Annotated in this window: 13 protein-coding genes and 3 tRNA genes; 10 read left to right on the forward strand and 6 right to left on the reverse strand. The window is 63.4% G+C overall.

Going from position 1 to position 16,515, the window contains the following annotated elements:
• Positions 1-72: 72 nt before the first annotated feature.
• The 3 genes from urtE (at position 73) to AXW83_RS06065 (ending at position 2,564) form a co-directional block, all read left to right on the forward strand.
• Positions 73-768, forward strand: coding sequence for an urea ABC transporter ATP-binding subunit UrtE (gene urtE, locus AXW83_RS06055; RefSeq protein WP_066611509.1), 696 nt, complete (start codon positions 73-75; stop codon positions 766-768).
• 203 nt (positions 769-971) lie between these two features.
• Positions 972-2,030 (forward strand): phosphogluconate dehydrogenase (NAD(+)-dependent, decarboxylating), encoded by a 1,059-nt coding sequence (gene gnd / locus AXW83_RS06060; RefSeq protein ID WP_082766976.1) that lies wholly within the window; start codon positions 972-974, stop codon positions 2,028-2,030.
• A 3-nt stretch (positions 2,031-2,033) separates the two neighbouring features.
• Positions 2,034-2,564, forward strand: a complete 531-nt coding sequence (locus AXW83_RS06065; protein WP_236841833.1) for a gluconokinase — start codon at positions 2,034-2,036, stop codon at positions 2,562-2,564.
• A 3-nt stretch (positions 2,565-2,567) separates the two neighbouring features.
• On the opposite strand, the gene AXW83_RS06070 is transcribed toward AXW83_RS06065, so the two are convergent.
• Entirely contained in the window at positions 2,568-2,975 is a 408-nt protein-coding gene (locus tag AXW83_RS06070) for a DoxX family protein (protein ID WP_335339339.1), read from the reverse strand.
• Positions 2,972-4,339, reverse strand: a complete 1,368-nt coding sequence (locus AXW83_RS06075; RefSeq protein WP_236841834.1) for a multicopper oxidase family protein — start codon at positions 4,337-4,339, stop codon at positions 2,972-2,974. Before AXW83_RS06075 ends, AXW83_RS06070 begins: the two co-directional genes overlap by 4 nt.
• Before the next feature lie 283 nt (positions 4,340-4,622).
• Here AXW83_RS06075 and AXW83_RS06080 point away from each other — a divergent pair.
• The 5 genes from AXW83_RS06080 to lon all read left to right on the forward strand — a co-directional run bounded on the left by AXW83_RS06080 (position 4,623) and on the right by lon (position 11,363).
• Positions 4,623-4,707 (forward strand) — tRNA-Leu (locus AXW83_RS06080).
• 142 nt (positions 4,708-4,849) lie between these two features.
• Complete coding sequence (gene tig / locus AXW83_RS06085) at positions 4,850-6,295, forward strand: trigger factor (protein WP_066611511.1); 1,446 nt, start codon at positions 4,850-4,852, stop codon at positions 6,293-6,295.
• A 161-nt stretch (positions 6,296-6,456) separates the two neighbouring features.
• Positions 6,457-7,083, forward strand: a complete 627-nt coding sequence (locus AXW83_RS06090) for an ATP-dependent Clp protease proteolytic subunit (protein WP_066611513.1) — start codon at positions 6,457-6,459, stop codon at positions 7,081-7,083.
• 282 nt (positions 7,084-7,365) lie between these two features.
• Positions 7,366-8,634, forward strand: coding sequence for an ATP-dependent Clp protease ATP-binding subunit ClpX (clpX, locus tag AXW83_RS06095; RefSeq protein WP_066611515.1), 1,269 nt, complete (start codon positions 7,366-7,368; stop codon positions 8,632-8,634).
• 299 nt (positions 8,635-8,933) lie between these two features.
• A complete protein-coding gene (gene lon / locus AXW83_RS06100) occupies positions 8,934-11,363 on the forward strand; it encodes an endopeptidase La (protein ID WP_066611517.1) in 2,430 nt (809 codons plus the stop codon).
• Between the two features lie 96 nt (positions 11,364-11,459).
• Here lon and AXW83_RS28215 read toward each other — a convergent pair whose 3' ends face one another.
• A complete protein-coding gene (locus AXW83_RS28215) occupies positions 11,460-11,699 on the reverse strand; it encodes a GIY-YIG nuclease family protein (RefSeq protein ID WP_168166067.1) in 240 nt (79 codons plus the stop codon).
• Between the two features lie 97 nt (positions 11,700-11,796).
• A tRNA-Val gene (locus AXW83_RS06105) sits at positions 11,797-11,872 on the reverse strand.
• Positions 11,873-12,078: 206 nt separating this feature from the next.
• On the opposite strand from AXW83_RS06105, the gene AXW83_RS06110 reads away from it, so the two are divergent.
• Positions 12,079-12,155 (forward strand) — tRNA-Asp (locus tag AXW83_RS06110).
• 61 nt (positions 12,156-12,216) lie between these two features.
• Here AXW83_RS06110 and AXW83_RS06115 read toward each other — a convergent pair.
• Positions 12,217-13,485, reverse strand: coding sequence for a hypothetical protein (locus AXW83_RS06115; RefSeq protein ID WP_156639828.1), 1,269 nt, complete (start codon positions 13,483-13,485; stop codon positions 12,217-12,219).
• A gap of 630 nt (positions 13,486-14,115) precedes the next feature.
• Complete coding sequence (locus AXW83_RS06125) at positions 14,116-15,138, reverse strand: hypothetical protein (protein WP_156639831.1); 1,023 nt, start codon at positions 15,136-15,138, stop codon at positions 14,116-14,118.
• 163 nt (positions 15,139-15,301) lie between these two features.
• Between AXW83_RS06125 and AXW83_RS06130 the strand changes: the two genes are divergently transcribed.
• A complete protein-coding gene (locus AXW83_RS06130) occupies positions 15,302-16,444 on the forward strand; it encodes an AAA family ATPase (protein WP_066611527.1) in 1,143 nt (380 codons plus the stop codon).
• Positions 16,445-16,515: the final 71 nt, after the last annotated feature.

Below are 16,515 nucleotides of genomic sequence, written 5' to 3' on the forward strand. Positions count from 1 at the left end.
TCTCCGCTTCGCTCCGCCCGGAATGACGGCGCGTGTTTTTTCAGGGCCTTGGCTAAAAGTGGACCGGGCATCATGCTGACCGTCGAAGCCATCGATCTCCATTACGGTGCCGCCCAGGCCCTGCGCCGCGTCTCGGTCTCGGCCGAGATCGGCAAGGTCACCTGCGTCATGGGCCGCAACGGCGTCGGCAAGACGACGCTGATGCGCGCCATCGTCGGCCAGCAGGCGATCAGCGCCGGCAGGATTTCGTTCGGGGGCGAGGACATCTCGACCATGCGCACCGAGGATCGGGCGCGCGCCGGCGTCGGCTTCGTGCCGCAGGGCCGCGAGGTCTTTCCGCTGCTGACGGTGAAGGAAAATCTGGAGACCGGCTTTGCGCCGCTCGCCCGCAAGGAGCGCTACGTTCCCGACGAACTTTTCGACCTTTTCCCCGTGCTCAAGTCCATGCTGGGCCGACGCGGCGGAGACCTCTCGGGTGGCCAGCAGCAGCAACTCGCCATTGCGCGAGCGCTGGTCACCCGGCCCAAACTGCTGGTTCTGGACGAGCCTACGGAGGGCATCCAGCCCTCGATCATCAAGGATATCGGCCGCGCGATTGACTATCTGCGCTCCAAGGGCGACATGGCGATCGTGCTGGTCGAGCAGTATTTCGACTTCGCCCGCGATCTCGCCGACACGATGTTCGTGATGGATCGCGGTGAGGTCGTGCTGTCGGGGCCGATGAAGGACCTCGATGCCAACCAGGTCCAGCGGCTGATCCAGGTTTAAAGCCCGCCGTCATTCTCGGGCTTGACCCGAGTATCTGGTCGAGGATGAGGCCCATGTCGGGCGGAGCCTCACGCATCGGGAGATGCTCGGGTCGAGCCCGAGCATGACGGACGCCCCGCTCCCACACTTGCCCCATTGCCTCTGAAGCGGCATGAACCATCTCCGAAGCCGGTTCAGCAATCCCCCGGCAGGAGCACCGCGTCATGCAGCTTGGAGTGATCGGCCTCGGCCGGATGGGTGGCAACATCGTGCGCCGGCTGATGCGCGCGGGCCATGACTGCGTGGTCTATGACCGCGATCCGAAGCCGGGCGCGGCTCTCGCCGCCGATGGCGCAGTCGTCGCCTCCGATCTGAAGGATATGGTCGCTAAGCTCCAGGCGCCACGCGCGATCTGGGTCATGCTGCCTGCCGGCAAGATCACCGAGGCGACATTGGCCGAACTCGCGGGCCTGCTCTCGCCCGGCGATACGCTGATCGATGGCGGCAACGCCTTCTGGAAAGACGATGTGCGGCGCGGCAGGGACCTCGCGGCAAAGGGTCTGCACTACATGGATGTCGGCACCTCGGGCGGCGTGCATGGCCTCGATCGCGGCTATTGCCTGATGATCGGAGGCGACAAGGAGGCCTTCGACAGGCTTGAGCCGATCTTCAAGGTGCTCGCGCCCGGTAAGGGCGGGATCGAACCGACGAAGCATCGCAACGGCCGCAATCCGCGCTCGGAAGAAGGCTACCTGCATTGCGGGCCGGTCGGCGCCGGCCACTTCGTCAAGATGGTCCATAACGGCATCGAATACGGCATGATGCAGGCTTTCGCCGAAGGGTTCGATTTGCTGCGCAATGCCTCTGCCAAGGAGGGCCTGCCGCCCGAATACGGCTTTGATTTTGACACGGCCGAGATCGCCGAGGTCTGGCGCCGGGGCTCCGTCGTCACCTCCTGGCTGCTCGACCTGACGGCCGAAGCGCTCGCCGCCGATGAGGATCTCGCCGCCTATTCCGGCACTGTCTCAGATTCGGGCGAGGGCCGCTGGACCGTCGATGCCGCCGTCGAGACCGCGACCCCGGCCGAGGTTCTGACCTCTGCGTTGTTTGCCCGCTTCCGCTCGCGCGTCGATCACACCTTCGGCGAAAAGGTGCTGTCGGCCATGCGCGCGGGCTTCGGCGGCCATGTCGAGCCGAAGCCAGGAACCGTGCTGCCGACAGGGCCCGTTGCGGTTGGTGCCGAGCCTGTTCCCCAGTCGACCTCTCCCCGGAAGCAGGGCTGAGTCGTGGAAACGGTCGAGAGCGCGCGGCCCAGGCCTGCCGTCATCATCGTCATGGGGGTCGCCAGCTCCGGCAAGACCTCGCTCGGCGAGCGTCTGGCCGAGCGGCTCGGCTGGCCTTTCCGCGACGCCGATGCCTTCCACCCACCCCAGAACGTGGAAAAAATGGCCGGCGGCACGCCGCTGAACGACGATGACCGCAAGCCGTGGCTCGCAGCGATCGCGGCCTGGATCGACGAACTGCGGACGACCGGCAAGCACGGCATCGTCACCTGTTCGGCCTTGAAGCGGCGCTATCGCGACGTCATCGTCGGCGACCGCCCCGACGTCGCGCTGGTCTACCTCAAAGGCTCGCGCGAGCTGATCGGCGCCCGCATGGCCCAGCGCCAGCACCATTTCATGCCGCCAGCGCTGCTCGACAGCCAGTTCGCGGCGCTTGAAGAGCCCGGCGCCGACGAGCGCCCGCTGGTGATATCGGTCGAACTACCCAAGGACGAGATCGTGCGGCGAGTCTTGCAGCAACTCGGTCTGGGTTGAACGTCAGTCCGGCGACCTATTCCTGCGCCGGATCGGCCAGTCCGTCACGCCAGCACAGAACAGCGCCCACCAGATCAGCACGGGCTGCATGGCGAGCCGTGGGCCATGATACCACCAACTCGTCGGAAGACTCGGAATCGCAACGTCTTCCACAGCGTGTTTGATGTTTGCTGGCAGGACGCAGAGTGCATAGAGCGCCAGCCCGATCCCGGCCGCTTTGCGCAAACGCGAGATCATCAGCCCGCTGGCGCCGAGGATTTCCAAGATGCCGGTGAGGATGACGACCTCGCGAGGGGCCGGCACCCAGGCGGGCACGATCGGCAGGAAGGCCTCGGGCGATCGCAGATGCAGCAGGCCGGCGCCGAGATAGAACGCCGCCATCAGCCAGCGCATGACGGTGCGCAGGGTCACGTCACCTCGAACCAGGTCCAAAGTCCGCGGTCGAAGCGTTCAAGTACGGTCGAGGAGATCATCCAGCGGCCCGGGTTTTCGGCGATGAAGGCGATATGCAGTCGCTTTCCGTCCGGAATCTGCACCGTGTCGAGGAAATAGGGCTCCCAGCCATCGTCGAGCGGATGCAGCAGGCGGAAGCAATGCCCATGGACATGGATCGGCTGGATGAACGCCGTCCTGTTCTCGATCGCGAGCACGACCGGCATGCCGCGTCTGACGCTGAACAGCGGCTTGCCGTCGGCCATGCCGATGCCACCATTGACCAGCCAGGGACGGGCAGGATCGAGACCTGCGAGGTCGAGCTTGAGGTCTGGCGTGACCTTGGCGCCGCCTTCGATGACGATCGCCGGGCGCGTGGCGTCCTGCATGCGCACAGCCGGGGGCAGGGTCGGATTGGGCTTCAGGGCAGCCGGCACCGTCGTGGCCGTCACCTTGGCACCCTCGGCAACCAGTCGCACCAGCGGCACGCCCGAGCCGACCAGCGCGGTGACGATCGCGGTCGCACCTGCCTCCTCCGGCATGTCGACGATCAGGTCGTAGCGCGTGCCCGGGCCGAACGGCAGTTGCGCGCGCACCGGCTCGAAGCTGTCGGTCGGCTGTCCGTCGATGGCGACGACGGTCGCCTTCACCCCATCGAAGCGCAGCCGCATGATGCGGGCATTGCAGGCATTGGCGAGACGTAGCCGCACCCGTGCGCCGGGCGCGACCGTGATACGCTGCGGCGGCGAGCCGCCGTTTACGGTGAGCCAGCTGCCGAGCCGGCCAGCCGCGGCATTCTCGGGGGCATCGGCCGCGAAGGGCTGCACGACATGATCGTCGCCGAGCAGCCAGTCCGATACCAGGACCGGCAGGTCGAGATCGACCTTCAGCGGCTCTTTCTCCTCGACGATCAGGATGCCGCTCAGCCCCCTTCCGGCCGGCTCGGAAGAGCCGCTGACGATAAGCGGCCGATAGAGGATCGTACCGGGCTCCTGCGGTGCCAATCGGTATTCAAAGCTATCGCCGGGCGCGATCGGGGCCTGGGTAAAGCCACCGACGCCGTCCATTGCGGCGGTGCCGCGCAAGCCGTGCCAATGCAGCGCAAGCGGCCGCGTCGTGCGGTTCTCCAACTTCAGGCGCAGCGTCTCGCCCTGCCTGATTCGCAATGCCGGCCCGGGGCTCGACCCGTCCAGCGTCCAAATTTCGGTCTCGGCGGCAGACGCTGGCCGTAACCGTACCTTTCCCGTCGCCGCGACGATGGTCCGCGGCGGCGGCTCTGTGGTTTCGGCCTTGGTGGCTGGCACTGCCTGGGCTTCCGCGTCCTGGGCGAGGGTCAGCGTCACTGCCGCGCTCAGGCCCGCAAGTACCTCTCGGCGTGTCGGCTGTCGCGGTGGGTGAGGGGAGTGGAGTCCGGGCGCATCGTTCATGACGATCGACATAATCGCTGCCGCATCGTCTGGCGAGTGAGCAGGCGACAAAGGCTTGGCCGAGCCCCGAATACCCGGCGTCGGTCGGGGCAGTTCGCAGAACCGTCATTTTTTTGCTGCGCGCCGCTCCGCAAATGCGTATAGCACCGCGGCCCAACGATGGCGTGGCTTGCGTTTTTTCGCGCGACGCATCGGGTCGGCGGGCGTGGCGGAATTGGTAGACGCACTGGTTTTAGGTACCAGCGGCGAAAGTCGTGGGGGTTCGAGTCCCTCCGCCCGCACCAGTCGGCACGCGAGCGCATCATGACGTCCCGTCGGGATGCGTGGATCGTTCGCTGCAGGCTGATTGAGTTTCGCGAGCGCGGCGGCGGAACCCGGCGTCGCGTTTTGGATATTTGAATAACGAGCTGTTGGCGGATCAGAACAATGAACGTGACCGAAACCGTGTCCCAGGGCCTCAAGCGCGAATTTGAGGTGGTGCTGAACGCCGCCGACCTCAAGACCAGGCTCGATGACGGCCTCCAGGGCCTGCAGGGCAAGGCCAAGATCAACGGCTTCCGCCCCGGCAAGGTGCCCGTCGGCCATCTGCGCCGGCTTTATGGCCGCTCGGTCATGGCCGACGTGCTGCAGAACGCGGTCAACGAGGCCAACCAGAAGATCGTCGCCGACAACGGCCTGAAGCTCGCCTTCGAGCCGCAGATCAAGTTCCCCGAGAACAAGGATGAGATCGAGGCCGCGATGGAGGCCAAGGGCGATCTCGCCTTCACCGTCGCGCTCGAGGTTCTGCCTAAGATCGAGCTTGCCGATCTCTCCGACGTCTCGCTGACCAAGCCCGTCGCGGAAGTGCCCGATGCCGATGTCGATGCCGCCCTGGAGCGCATGGCCGGCCAGAACCGTACCTATTCCAACAAAGGCGAGACGGCCGTGGCCGAGAGCGGCGACCGCCTGATGATCTCCTTCGTCGGCACGCTCGAAGGCAAGCCTTTCGACGGCGGTACGGGCGAGGGCATTCCGCTCGATCTCGGTGCCGGCCAGTTCATCCCCGGCTTCGAGGAGCAGCTCGAAGGCGCCAAGGCCGGCGATACGCGCACCGTCAACGTCACCTTCCCCGAGAACTACACCGCGACCCATCTCGCCGGGAAGCCGGCTGAGTTCGAGGTCACCGTGACCGAGGTCCAGGCCCCCGAGGCGGTCAAGATCGACGAGGAACTGGCCAAGGCCTTCGGCATGGAATCGCTCGATGCGCTGAAAAGCGCGATCCGCGAGCAGATCGGCCGCGATTTCGGCGCCCAGTCGCGCCGCAAGCTCAAGAAGAGCCTGCTCGACGCGCTCGACGCGAAATACACCTTCGAACTGCCGCCGACCCTGGTCGAGCAGGAGTTCGCCAGCGTCTGGAGCCATGTCGAGGTCGACATGAAGGAAGCGAAGAAAAGCTTCGAGGACGAAGGCACGACCGAGGAGGCCGCCAAGGCCGACTATCGCAAGATCGCCGAGCGCCGCGTCCGTCTGGGCCTCGTGCTGGCCGAGATCGGCGAGCAGGCCAAGATCCAGATCGCAGACGACGAGGTGACGCAGGCGCTGGTCGAGCGCGCCCGCCAGTTCCCCGGCCAGGAGAAGGAAGTCTGGGAGTTCTATCGCAAGAACCCGCAGGCGCTCGCCGAGATTCGGGCCCCGATCTTCGAGGAAAAGGTCGTCGACCACCTGCTGGAGCAGGTGAAGGTCGAAGACCAGAGCGTTTCGCGCGAAGTCCTTTACGCCGACGAGGATGGCGACGAGACTGCCACCGAGGCCAAGCCGAAGAAGGCTGCCAAAAAGACCGCGAAGAAGGCCGAGACCAAGCCGGACGAGGTTGTCGACGACGCCTCTGCCTGATTGCTGGCAACCTTAATCACAAACATTCGCGCCGCCCGGCACCGTGCCGGGCGGCGCTTCTCTTTTCAGCCGCCTTTGCCATGCTTATGTGGTTGTCCTCCCGGACATCCGCTGATTCTCTTTTTTGTCGAACCGGCGCACGCCACCCCAAGGACATCTTCATGCTTCGCGATCCGATCGAGACCTACAACAATCTCGTACCGATGGTGGTCGAGCAGTCGAGCCGCGGCGAGCGTGCCTTCGACATCTATTCCCGCCTGCTGCGTGAGCGAATCATCTTCCTGACCGGCCCGGTCGAAGATTATTCCGCCTCGCTGATCGTGGCGCAGCTGCTGTTCCTCGAGGCAGAGAACCCGAAGAAGGAAATCTCCTTCTATATCAACTCGCCCGGCGGCGTGGTGACCTCGGGCATGTCGATCTACGACACGATGCAGTTCATCCGCTGCCCGGTCACAACCTTGTGCGTCGGCCAGGCCGCGTCGATGGGCTCGCTTCTGCTCACCGCCGGCGCCAAGGACATGCGATTCGCGCTGCCCAACGCCCGCATCATGGTCCACCAGCCGTCCGGCGGCTTCCAGGGCCAGGTCACCGACATCCTGATCCACGCCCGCGAGGTCGAGAGCCTGAAGCGCCGGCTGAACGAGATCTACGTCAAGCACACCGGCCGGTCCTACGAGGACATCGAGGCCGCGCTCGAGCGCGACAACTTCATGACGGCCGAGGCGGCGCGCGATTTCGGCCTGATCGACAAGGTCATCGACAAGCGTCCTGAAGACGCGACAGTCTAATGCCTCAGGGGCTGCGACCAGCAGCCCCGCGCCCTGTGGGTTGGCGCAGCCGCCCGCAGGGTCCATATTGCGCGGTAACCGGCCCCATGTTTGCATGGGGAATCGGATAAGCGGGCCAGCGTTTCACCGGGTCCGATTTTGAGGCGGCTTTGTTTTTTCGGGTGTGCCGGACTGGGACGTTAACCCATTGCTGGTGATCTGGACGCCTATGATGACGGAGAGACGACGGTTGCATCGGCGCAGGCTGATGTGGTCGCCCGGCTCCGAGAATGGAGATGAACGATGAGTAAGGTCAGCAGCGGCGATTCGAAGAGCACGCTCTACTGCTCCTTCTGCGGCAAGAGCCAGCACGAGGTGCGCAAGCTGATCGCGGGCCCGACCGTGTTCATCTGCGACGAATGCGTCGAACTTTGCATGGACATCATCCGCGAGGAGTCGAAGTCCGCGCTGGTGAAATCCAAGGACGGCGTTCCGACACCCCGCGAAATCCGCAAGGTGCTGGACGATTACGTCATCGGCCAGGACCACGCCAAGAAGGTGCTCTCGGTCGCGGTTCACAACCACTACAAGCGCCTGTCCCACGCGACGAAGCACAACGACGTCGAGCTGGCGAAGTCCAACATCCTGCTGATCGGGCCGACCGGCTCGGGCAAGACGCTGCTCGCGCAGACGCTCGCCCGCATCCTCGACGTGCCCTTCACCATGGCCGATGCGACGACGCTGACCGAGGCCGGCTATGTCGGCGAGGATGTCGAGAACATCATCCTGAAGCTGCTGCAGGCCTCCGACTACAATGTCGAGCGCGCCCAGCGTGGCATCGTCTACATCGACGAAATCGACAAGATCAGCCGCAAGTCGGACAATCCCTCGATCACCCGCGACGTTTCGGGCGAGGGCGTGCAGCAGGCTCTGCTCAAGATCATGGAAGGCACCGTCGCCTCCGTGCCGCCCCAGGGCGGGCGCAAGCATCCCCAGCAGGAATTCCTGCAGGTCGACACGACGAACATCCTGTTCATCTGCGGCGGCGCTTTCGCCGGTCTCGACAAGATCATCTCGAGCCGCGGCAAGGGCACCTCGATCGGCTTCGGCGCGACCGTGAAGGCCCCTGACGAACGCCGCAGCGGCGCGATCTTCCGCGAGGTCGAGCCTGAGGATCTGCTGAAATTCGGTCTGATCCCGGAATTCGTCGGCCGTCTGCCGGTGCTGGCGACGCTGGAAGACCTCGACGAGGCGGCGCTCAAGACCATCCTGACTGAGCCCAAGAACGCGCTGGTGAAGCAGTATCAGCGCCTCTTCGAGATGGAGGACACCGAACTGACCTTCACCGACGAGGCGGTGGCCCTGATCGCCCGCAAGGCGATCGACCGCAAGACCGGCGCGCGCGGCCTGCGCTCGATCATGGAAGGCATCCTGCTCGAGACCATGTACGAATTGCCGGGGCTGGAAGGCGTCGAGCAGGTCGTGATCGGTCCCGAAGCCGTCGAATCGAAGTCTCGCCCGCTCTTCATCTACTCGGAGCGCGAGGAAGAGGCGAAGTCGGCTTCGGCGTGATTCAGACTTCGGACGTCCTCTCCGGAACGACAAACGCGCGCCCGCTGGCGCGCGTTTTGCGTGATGGAGGGTTTAGGGCCGGTGCGGCGCGCGCTGCGACGATCCGGCCGGTGGACGGTTCGAGGGCTCGCTTGAAAGCCGGCGAGGAAGTCTCCACTTTAGCTTCACTTGCGAGAGTCGCATGCCTGTCGAGGGTGCGATGCGCGAGGGCGGACGCGGTGAATAGTCGCCACGGCCGCATACGTCAGGTGTCTCCGCCCATTCGGGGGTAGGCTTGGCGCAACAACAAAGGATTCGTCATGACTGGCTCGGCGCCCCGCGCTCCGTTCGTTCCCGGCGAGACCGGCCTCTATCCGGTTCTCCCCCTGCGCGACATCGTCGTTTTCCCCCATATGATCGTGCCGCTCTTTGTCGGCCGCGAGAAGTCGATCCGCGCGCTCGAGGAGGTCGTCAAGACCGACGGGCTGATCCTGCTCGCCACTCAGAAGAATGCCGGCGACGATGATCCGGAAACCAAGGATATCTACGAGATCGGCACGCTGGCACGCGTGCTGCAGCTGCTGAAGCTGCCTGACTCAACCGTCAAGGTGCTGGTCGAGGGTGTCGGCCGGGCCAGGGCGGTCGCCTATGTCGCCGACGACGCCTTCTATCAGGCCGAGGCCGTCGGCATGGCCGAGGAAGAGGGCAAGAAGGTCGAGGTCGAGGCGCTGGGCCGTTCGGTCATCAGCGAGTTCGAGAGCTATGTGAAGCTCAACAAGAAGATTTCGCCCGAGATCGTCGCTGCGGTCGCGCAGATCGACGAGCCGTCCAAGCTTGCCGATACCGTGGCGTCGCATCTCGCCGTCAAGATCGCAGACCGCCAGGCGGTCCTTGAGATCACCCATGTCGCGCATCGGCTGGAGAAGGTTCTCTCGCTGATGGAAAGCGAGATGTCGGTGCTCCAGGTCGAGAAGCGCATCCGCTCGCGCGTCAAGCGCCAGATGGAGAAGACCCAGCGCGAGTACTATCTCAACGAGCAGATGAAGGCGATCCAGAAGGAGCTTGGCGACGGCGAGGAAGGCCGCGACGAGCTTGCCGAACTGGAAGAGCGTATCGCCAGCACGAAACTCTCCAAGGAGGCCCGCGACAAGGCCATCGCGGAGATGAAGAAGCTGCGCCAGATGTCGCCGATGTCGGCGGAAGCCACCGTCGTGCGCAACTATCTCGACTGGATGCTCGGCATACCCTGGAACAAGAAGTCGAAGATCAAGAAGGATCTGACCATCGCGCAGGGCGTGCTGGACGACGATCATTTCGGTCTCGACAAGGTCAAGGACCGCATCGTCGAATATCTCGCCGTGCAGCAGCGCGCCAACAAGTTGGCGGGCCCGATCCTGTGCCTCGTCGGCCCTCCGGGCGTCGGCAAGACCTCGCTCGGCAAGTCGATCGCCAAGGCGACGGGGCGCGAATTCGTGCGCATGTCGCTCGGCGGCGTGCGTGACGAGGCTGAGATCCGTGGTCACCGTCGCACCTATATCGGCTCGATGCCCGGCAAGATCATCCAGTCGATGAAGAAGGCCAAGACCTCCAACCCGCTCATCCTGCTCGACGAGATCGACAAGATGGGACAGGACTTCCGCGGCGATCCGTCGGCGGCCCTGCTGGAGGTTCTCGACCCGGAGCAGAACGGCACGTTCAACGACCACTATCTCGAGGTCGACTACGACCTGTCGAACGTGATGTTCGTGACCACGGCCAACACGCTGAACATCCCGCCGGCCCTGCTGGACCGGATGGAGGTCATCCGCATCGCCGGCTACACCGAGGACGAGAAGGTCGAGATCGCGCGCCGTCACCTGATCCCCAACACGATCAAGAAGCACGGCCTCGAATCGAAGGAATGGTCGATCGACGACGAGGCGCTGATGACGGTGGTCCGCCGCTATACGCGGGAGGCGGGCGTCCGCAATCTGGAGCGCGAGCTTTCCAACACCGTTCGCAAGGCGGTCAAGGACATCGTGCTCAAGAAGTCCAAGAAGGTTGCCGTCACCACCCCGGTGCTCGAGGAGTATCTCGGCCCGCCGCGCTACCGCTACGGCATGGCGGAGACGGAGGATCAGGTCGGTGTCGTCACCGGGCTGGCCTGGACCGAGGTCGGCGGCGAGCTTCTGACGATCGAAGGCGTCATGATGCCCGGCAAGGGCAAGATGACCGTCACCGGCAACCTGAAGGACGTGATGAAGGAATCGATTTCTGCGGCGGCGTCCTATGTCCGCTCCAGAGCCATGGATTTCGGCATCGAGCCGCCTCTGTTCGACAGGCGCGACATCCACGTCCACGTTCCCGAGGGCGCGACCCCGAAGGATGGGCCATCGGCCGGCATCGCCATGGCGACGTCGATCGTCTCGGTGCTGACCGGCATCCCGACCCAGCGCGACGTCGCCATGACCGGCGAGGTGACGCTGCGGGGCAGGGTGCTGCCGATCGGCGGCCTCAAGGAGAAGCTCCTGGCGGCCCTGCGTGGCGGCATCAAGAAGGTGCTGATCCCGGAGGACAACGCCAAGGATCTGATCGACCTGCCCAAGTCGGTGAAGGAGGGCATGGAGATCATCCCGGTGTCGCGCATGGAACAGGTGCTGCAACATGCGTTGACGCGCCAGCCCGTGCCGATCGTCTGGGAAGAGGACCTCAGCGCCATCCGCCCCAAGGCCGCGGAGGACGACGCTGCGGGTGGTTTCGTCGCCCACTGAGTCTGATCGCGTAAAAGACGAAGCCGCCGGCGCACGACGCCGGCGGCTTTTGTTGAGCAAAGCAGCAACGATAACCTGTCGATTCGTCGAAACGTGCTACAGCCGCTTCTTTGAAAATGCCCGTCCGGATGCGGACTTCAAGTACCGTTCGAATGCGACAGCCTGTGTTTCGTCGGAAAACGCAACATATGTCTTAATCTCCCACGGCGCATATTTCGCTGTATGTGTGACTTCGCCACGGTTGTGCCGCTGCAGCCTGTCGCGAAGGTCTCCTGTCAATCCAACATAGAAGCGCCCGGAGGATGCAAGACTGTGAAGGATATAGACGTAGCGCACGCCCGCCTCCGTTGCTGCGCACCTTCGGCGAGGCAGCCTTCGCCTTGCGGTCCAGTTCGCCTCTGGCTTGCCAAGCCGTAGCCCGCAGGGCGAAGGCTGGTGGGCGGTGACGGGCTCGAACCGCCGACCCTCTCCGTGTAAAGGAGACGCTCTACCAACTGAGCTAACCGCCCCTCGGGCGCGGGTTTACGGCGTCTGGGCCGTTCCATCAAGCGCCGAAGCGAGTCGTGCGTGATGGGCGATGCCATTGGGCGCCTTCCCTTCCTTTCATCCCGCCCAAATCCGCCGAACAATCGATTTGCCGGCGCTGCGCGCTTGACACTTCCCGCCCCGCGCCATAATCCGAACGCCGCTGGGGGCGAGCCCCTCACTGCCCTGCGCGGGCGTAGCTCAGTTGGTTAGAGTGCCGGCCTGTCACGCCGGAGGTCGCGGGTTCGAGCCCCGTCGCCCGCGCCATATATTTCAAGGGCTTAGCCCGATTGACCTGTGGGTCATTACACTTTCTCCAACGCCCTCATTACACTTTTCGGCCCGGTTTGTTCTTTCTGAGCTTCGCGCGGCCCTCCCGCCGATGCGAATCGACGTCTCGGACCGTCACAACATTCACCGGGTTGTAGGTCTGCTGAAGCCTGGTCGACGTTGCCAAGGTATTTGCCATCTTCGTCGAGATGGCTTGGGCGCTTGCGCCTCCGGCCGTCGCTTCAACAGTTCCCGATCGGCGCATGTCGGCAAGCTGACGCGTCTCAACGAGACCGAATTCGGCGGTGCGAACGACCCGGAAATCAAAACCAAGCTTGTTCTTCGTGTAGGGCGCGGGCTGTTGGGGTTTGCCGCCCTTTGTGGTTGTGGCGCTGCCACGCGTCCTGAAAATCGGTGCGTTGGGCATCAGTTCGAAGGGCAACGATGCGATGTAGCCGTCGAGAAGATGGGTAGCCCGCTTACCGAGCGACCCGGCAGCGGCCCGATTGGTTTTGGCGCGAGCGAGAGCAAAAATGGCCCCCTGCAGATCGTCGGTTCGCTGCCCCGTCGTCAGAGAACGCAGGTCGATGGGCGAGAGCTGGCTATCCCATGCCGTAGCCATGCAGGCCGCTAGGCCCTTGTAGCCCATCCGCCATGCGCGCTTGCAGAGGCGAACGACCTCGCCCTCGGTCCAGACCGCTTGGCGGGGCGGCGCGGTCGAATTGGCGATTGCAAGCGATGGGTCTTTTTTACCGTGGGTGTATCCCATCGCCTCCATAAGAACCCACAGGGCTCGCCAGACCTTGATGACGCGATGGCGTTCCGTCGTGGATACCGCTGTCTCGATCTTTGGAATCAGGCCCTTCGCCAAGCCGCTGACCGGTTCGAGGCGAAGAAAATGCTCCGTCTCGATCGTTGCCGGATCGACGTCGCCGAAGACCGGCTCCAGCCATTTCCAGGCGCGCAGCCAGTCATCACGACTTTCTTGGTCCTTCGTTTGCCGCTGGCCTTTGGTGACGCGAGTAGCGGCACGCAATCTCAGAGCCCGATCGTAGGCCTCACCAACACTGCCGGTGGGCCACCGAGGGCGTGAGGTCGTCTCGCCGCATCGGATCTGATCCCACTCGTTGTTCCACCCGATAGCGCGGGTCTTGTCCTGAGCGCTTGGATAGTTCTTGCCTGCGATCACCACGCCTGCACTCAGCGTCGTGAACCTGAAGCCGTGCGGCTTCATGTCCTTCGACGGCTTGTAGCGCCAACGCCGTCCCATGAAGATCAGGTGTCGGATTTTGTCTTTTCCCATGTCACATTCGCTCGATGCGGTCATTCACCACCTCCCGAGCGTCGAGCGCCTGATTCCTGGGGGTTTGGACGGACCTGTTGTCCATCCACTCGTCGATCCTCTTCAGGTCATAGTTGCCGGTGTCTGCATCCGCGGTAGGGAAGCCCCGCTTCACCAGCTGCGGCAGCAGAGCCTCGAACTCATCGATGGTGAGATGGAGCCGCCGCGCCGCCTTGGCGGGTGGAACGTCTCGTGGGTCTACCGAAAATCTTACGCGGCAAGAGCGAGGAACGCTGGGCATCACGCTGCCTCGCTAGCATGGCGCCTCGACGCCATCCTGCGCCCACCGGCAGGCCTTGAGCCCAACACGACCCTCCTGGCCGCCGAGCGCGTTCCCGTGCGTGTCTGCGTCTGTTGCTCGATCGCCGTCCTGCGGTCCACGCCGGTTGCTCCTGTCCAGGAGCAGAAGGCTGCCAGCGTCGCACTGCGACCGACATGAATCTAATTGGTAAGGGCTTTTTTCAGTAGAATTAGAGACGGCGGCGCTGGTGGCGCCGCCGTTGTTCGCGACTTGCTCGGTCCCCGCCGATGCCTACGCCGTCGGGCGCGAGGAGGATCGCCAGACGGTCCGTCCGGGTTACGAGCAGGCTTGGTCACGCTGCGAGCGTGGACGCTTCAGGCACCACAGGGAGCAACCCGAAATATCTTGTGTGTGCCAGGCTGGCCACTGAGGACCAACTGCCCTGTGAATGTATGAATGTTGTAAGCGTGGTCCACGCGCGCCAATGTCCACTCGATCGCTTTATGGACCCTGGCCGTGTTCGGGTAGAGAGCCCGCTTCCGCCGGTTGCGGATGTTCGGGGTGGCGCGATGCGCGATGTAGTAGCGCACGAGATCCCATCGGAGGATCGTTGGCTCGCCCCTCGCCAAGCAGCCGGCGAAGACAGCAAGATCGAAGACCCGCCGATAGTCGATCTTCGCGGGCTCGCCGTGGACGAACGGCCAAATGTCGGCCGCGTTGACGCCGCTAACAAAGGAAAATTCGGTCATCTCCATGATGCTCAGTTTTGGCAGACCATCGAGCACATGGCGCGCGATGGTCTCGTCAGCCGGCCTGTTGCCCTTCTGGGCCTGATTGAAGACCTTTCGCATCCCTGATGCGATGAGTTGCGCCGCATTCCGCGCCTTGCCAACAAGCGCGATCGCGCGCCTCTGGCTCTCGATCATCGCCTTTAAGCCAGCGACATTTCCAGTCGCCTGGAAGTGGACGGCTTTGGCCGTCGGCAGATGGCCGCGATACTGATCGTCCCACGTGTGATCGCGAGTGGCGGCCAAAACGTTTCCCTTACGCAGCAAGGTTTGGCTGTCCGAAGGACCAAGCCAAACGCCGTGAAGCACGGCATCCAAGTCGGGAACTTGAGTTGGCTTTGGCGCTTGCTTGTGTGAATTCCGTACGACTGCCGCCAGCGCGCGGACCATTGTGTTTAAGTCCGAGATCAACAGGGCTTGGATCGCGTCGAGCCGATTTTCAAGATCGGTTCGTGCCGGAGCGCCAGCTCCCCCGCCCGGGAAAGCGTTAGCGCCGCCCACCCGAGATGAGACGAAGCGTACGGGAATGGGATGGCTCACCTGCCCAGGTCGCCGCAGAAACTGCGCGATTAGTATGGGGATCGTCTTCCAGAACATGAGTACCGACACATGCAACTCCATACCCGAATCAACATTCTCTAATTTTAATTCAACGTGAGAGAATCACCGAATCTGCTGTCGATTGGACGATACGCTAAAATTTTATGGAAAACCTGGTCTCGGCTTTTACGGCTTTACGTCAAGCTCTCGGAGACAAAAGGATCCATCGCCGATGACGATCTCGACTTCAGGCTCAGACGATGGGCCGATCAGCGCGAACCAGTTGAAAGCGCGCTCATTTGCTCCGCTGAAGTTCGTTGTCGAGGGTCTGGTTCCGACTGGCCTGACAGTGCTGGCTGGTGAACCGAAGGCGAAAAAAAGCTGGCTCGCGCTGGATATCGCGCTGTCGGTGGCGCGCGGCGAAGCCTGCCTCGATAAGCGGAAGAACCTATGCCCCAAGGGCGCTGTGCTTTACCTCGCGCTTGAGGATAGCCAGCGGCGGATCAAGGACCGTATCGCGCTGATGCTTGGCGGTAGCCAGGAGTGGCCCGCCAATCTCTTCTTCGAGACAGACTGGCCTCGAATGGATGCCGATGGCCTGCTGCGAATTCGCCGATGGATAGAAGGGACGCCCGAAGCGCGCCTGGTCATTATCGACGTCTTCCAGAAGGTCCGTTCGAGAGCTGGTGGACGAGGGGGCTATAACAAGGATTATGATGACATTACCGAGCTTCAGAAGCTTGCCATGGAGAAGGAGATCGGAATTCTCCTCATCCATCACCTCAGGAAGTCCGGCGGCGATCCCTTCGACCGCATCACTGGATCAAGCGGCTTCCAGGGAGCCTCCGACACGCTGATTGTGCTGGACAGGGGGCGAGGAGGAACACGCCTGCTGGCACGAGGCCGAGATATCGAGGAAATCGCACAGGAGCTGGCCTTCGATGACTTGGCGAAGCACTGGCGTCTCGCTCAGCCGCGCGCCGTCGTCAGCACTCATCCCGAGCGCGACCGTATCGTTCAACTCTTGGCCGCCAGCCGGACCCCACTCTCGTCGCGAGATATCGAGAAGGCGACTGGGCAAACGAACGATGCGGTGCGTCAGCTTCTCAAGAAGATGGTTGATGCCGGCGAAATCGCCAGAGTTGCCCGAGGCCATTATGTCAGTCAGACCGCAAATGCTGCGTGGCCGGCTACGGGCGATCACAGCAATCACAACGATCACAATGCTCACGTAGTGAATTTCGCTTACGACAAGGATTTGAAGGAACGGGAGCGGCGAGAATCTTGGGCCTCAGACGCTCCGGATTATCCGGAAGACGACAATGCGACCGATCGCATGGCAATTGTGTACGAAGCCCTCGATAAGTTAGCGTAACGGCTGCCCACGGCGCGTTGCCTCAACCCACCAGTCGTGGGCCTCGGTTGTGCCGAACCGGCTACGATCGC

The organism is Bosea sp. PAMC 26642 (genome assembly GCF_001562255.1).
Lineage (GTDB): Bacteria > Pseudomonadota > Alphaproteobacteria > Rhizobiales > Beijerinckiaceae > Allobosea.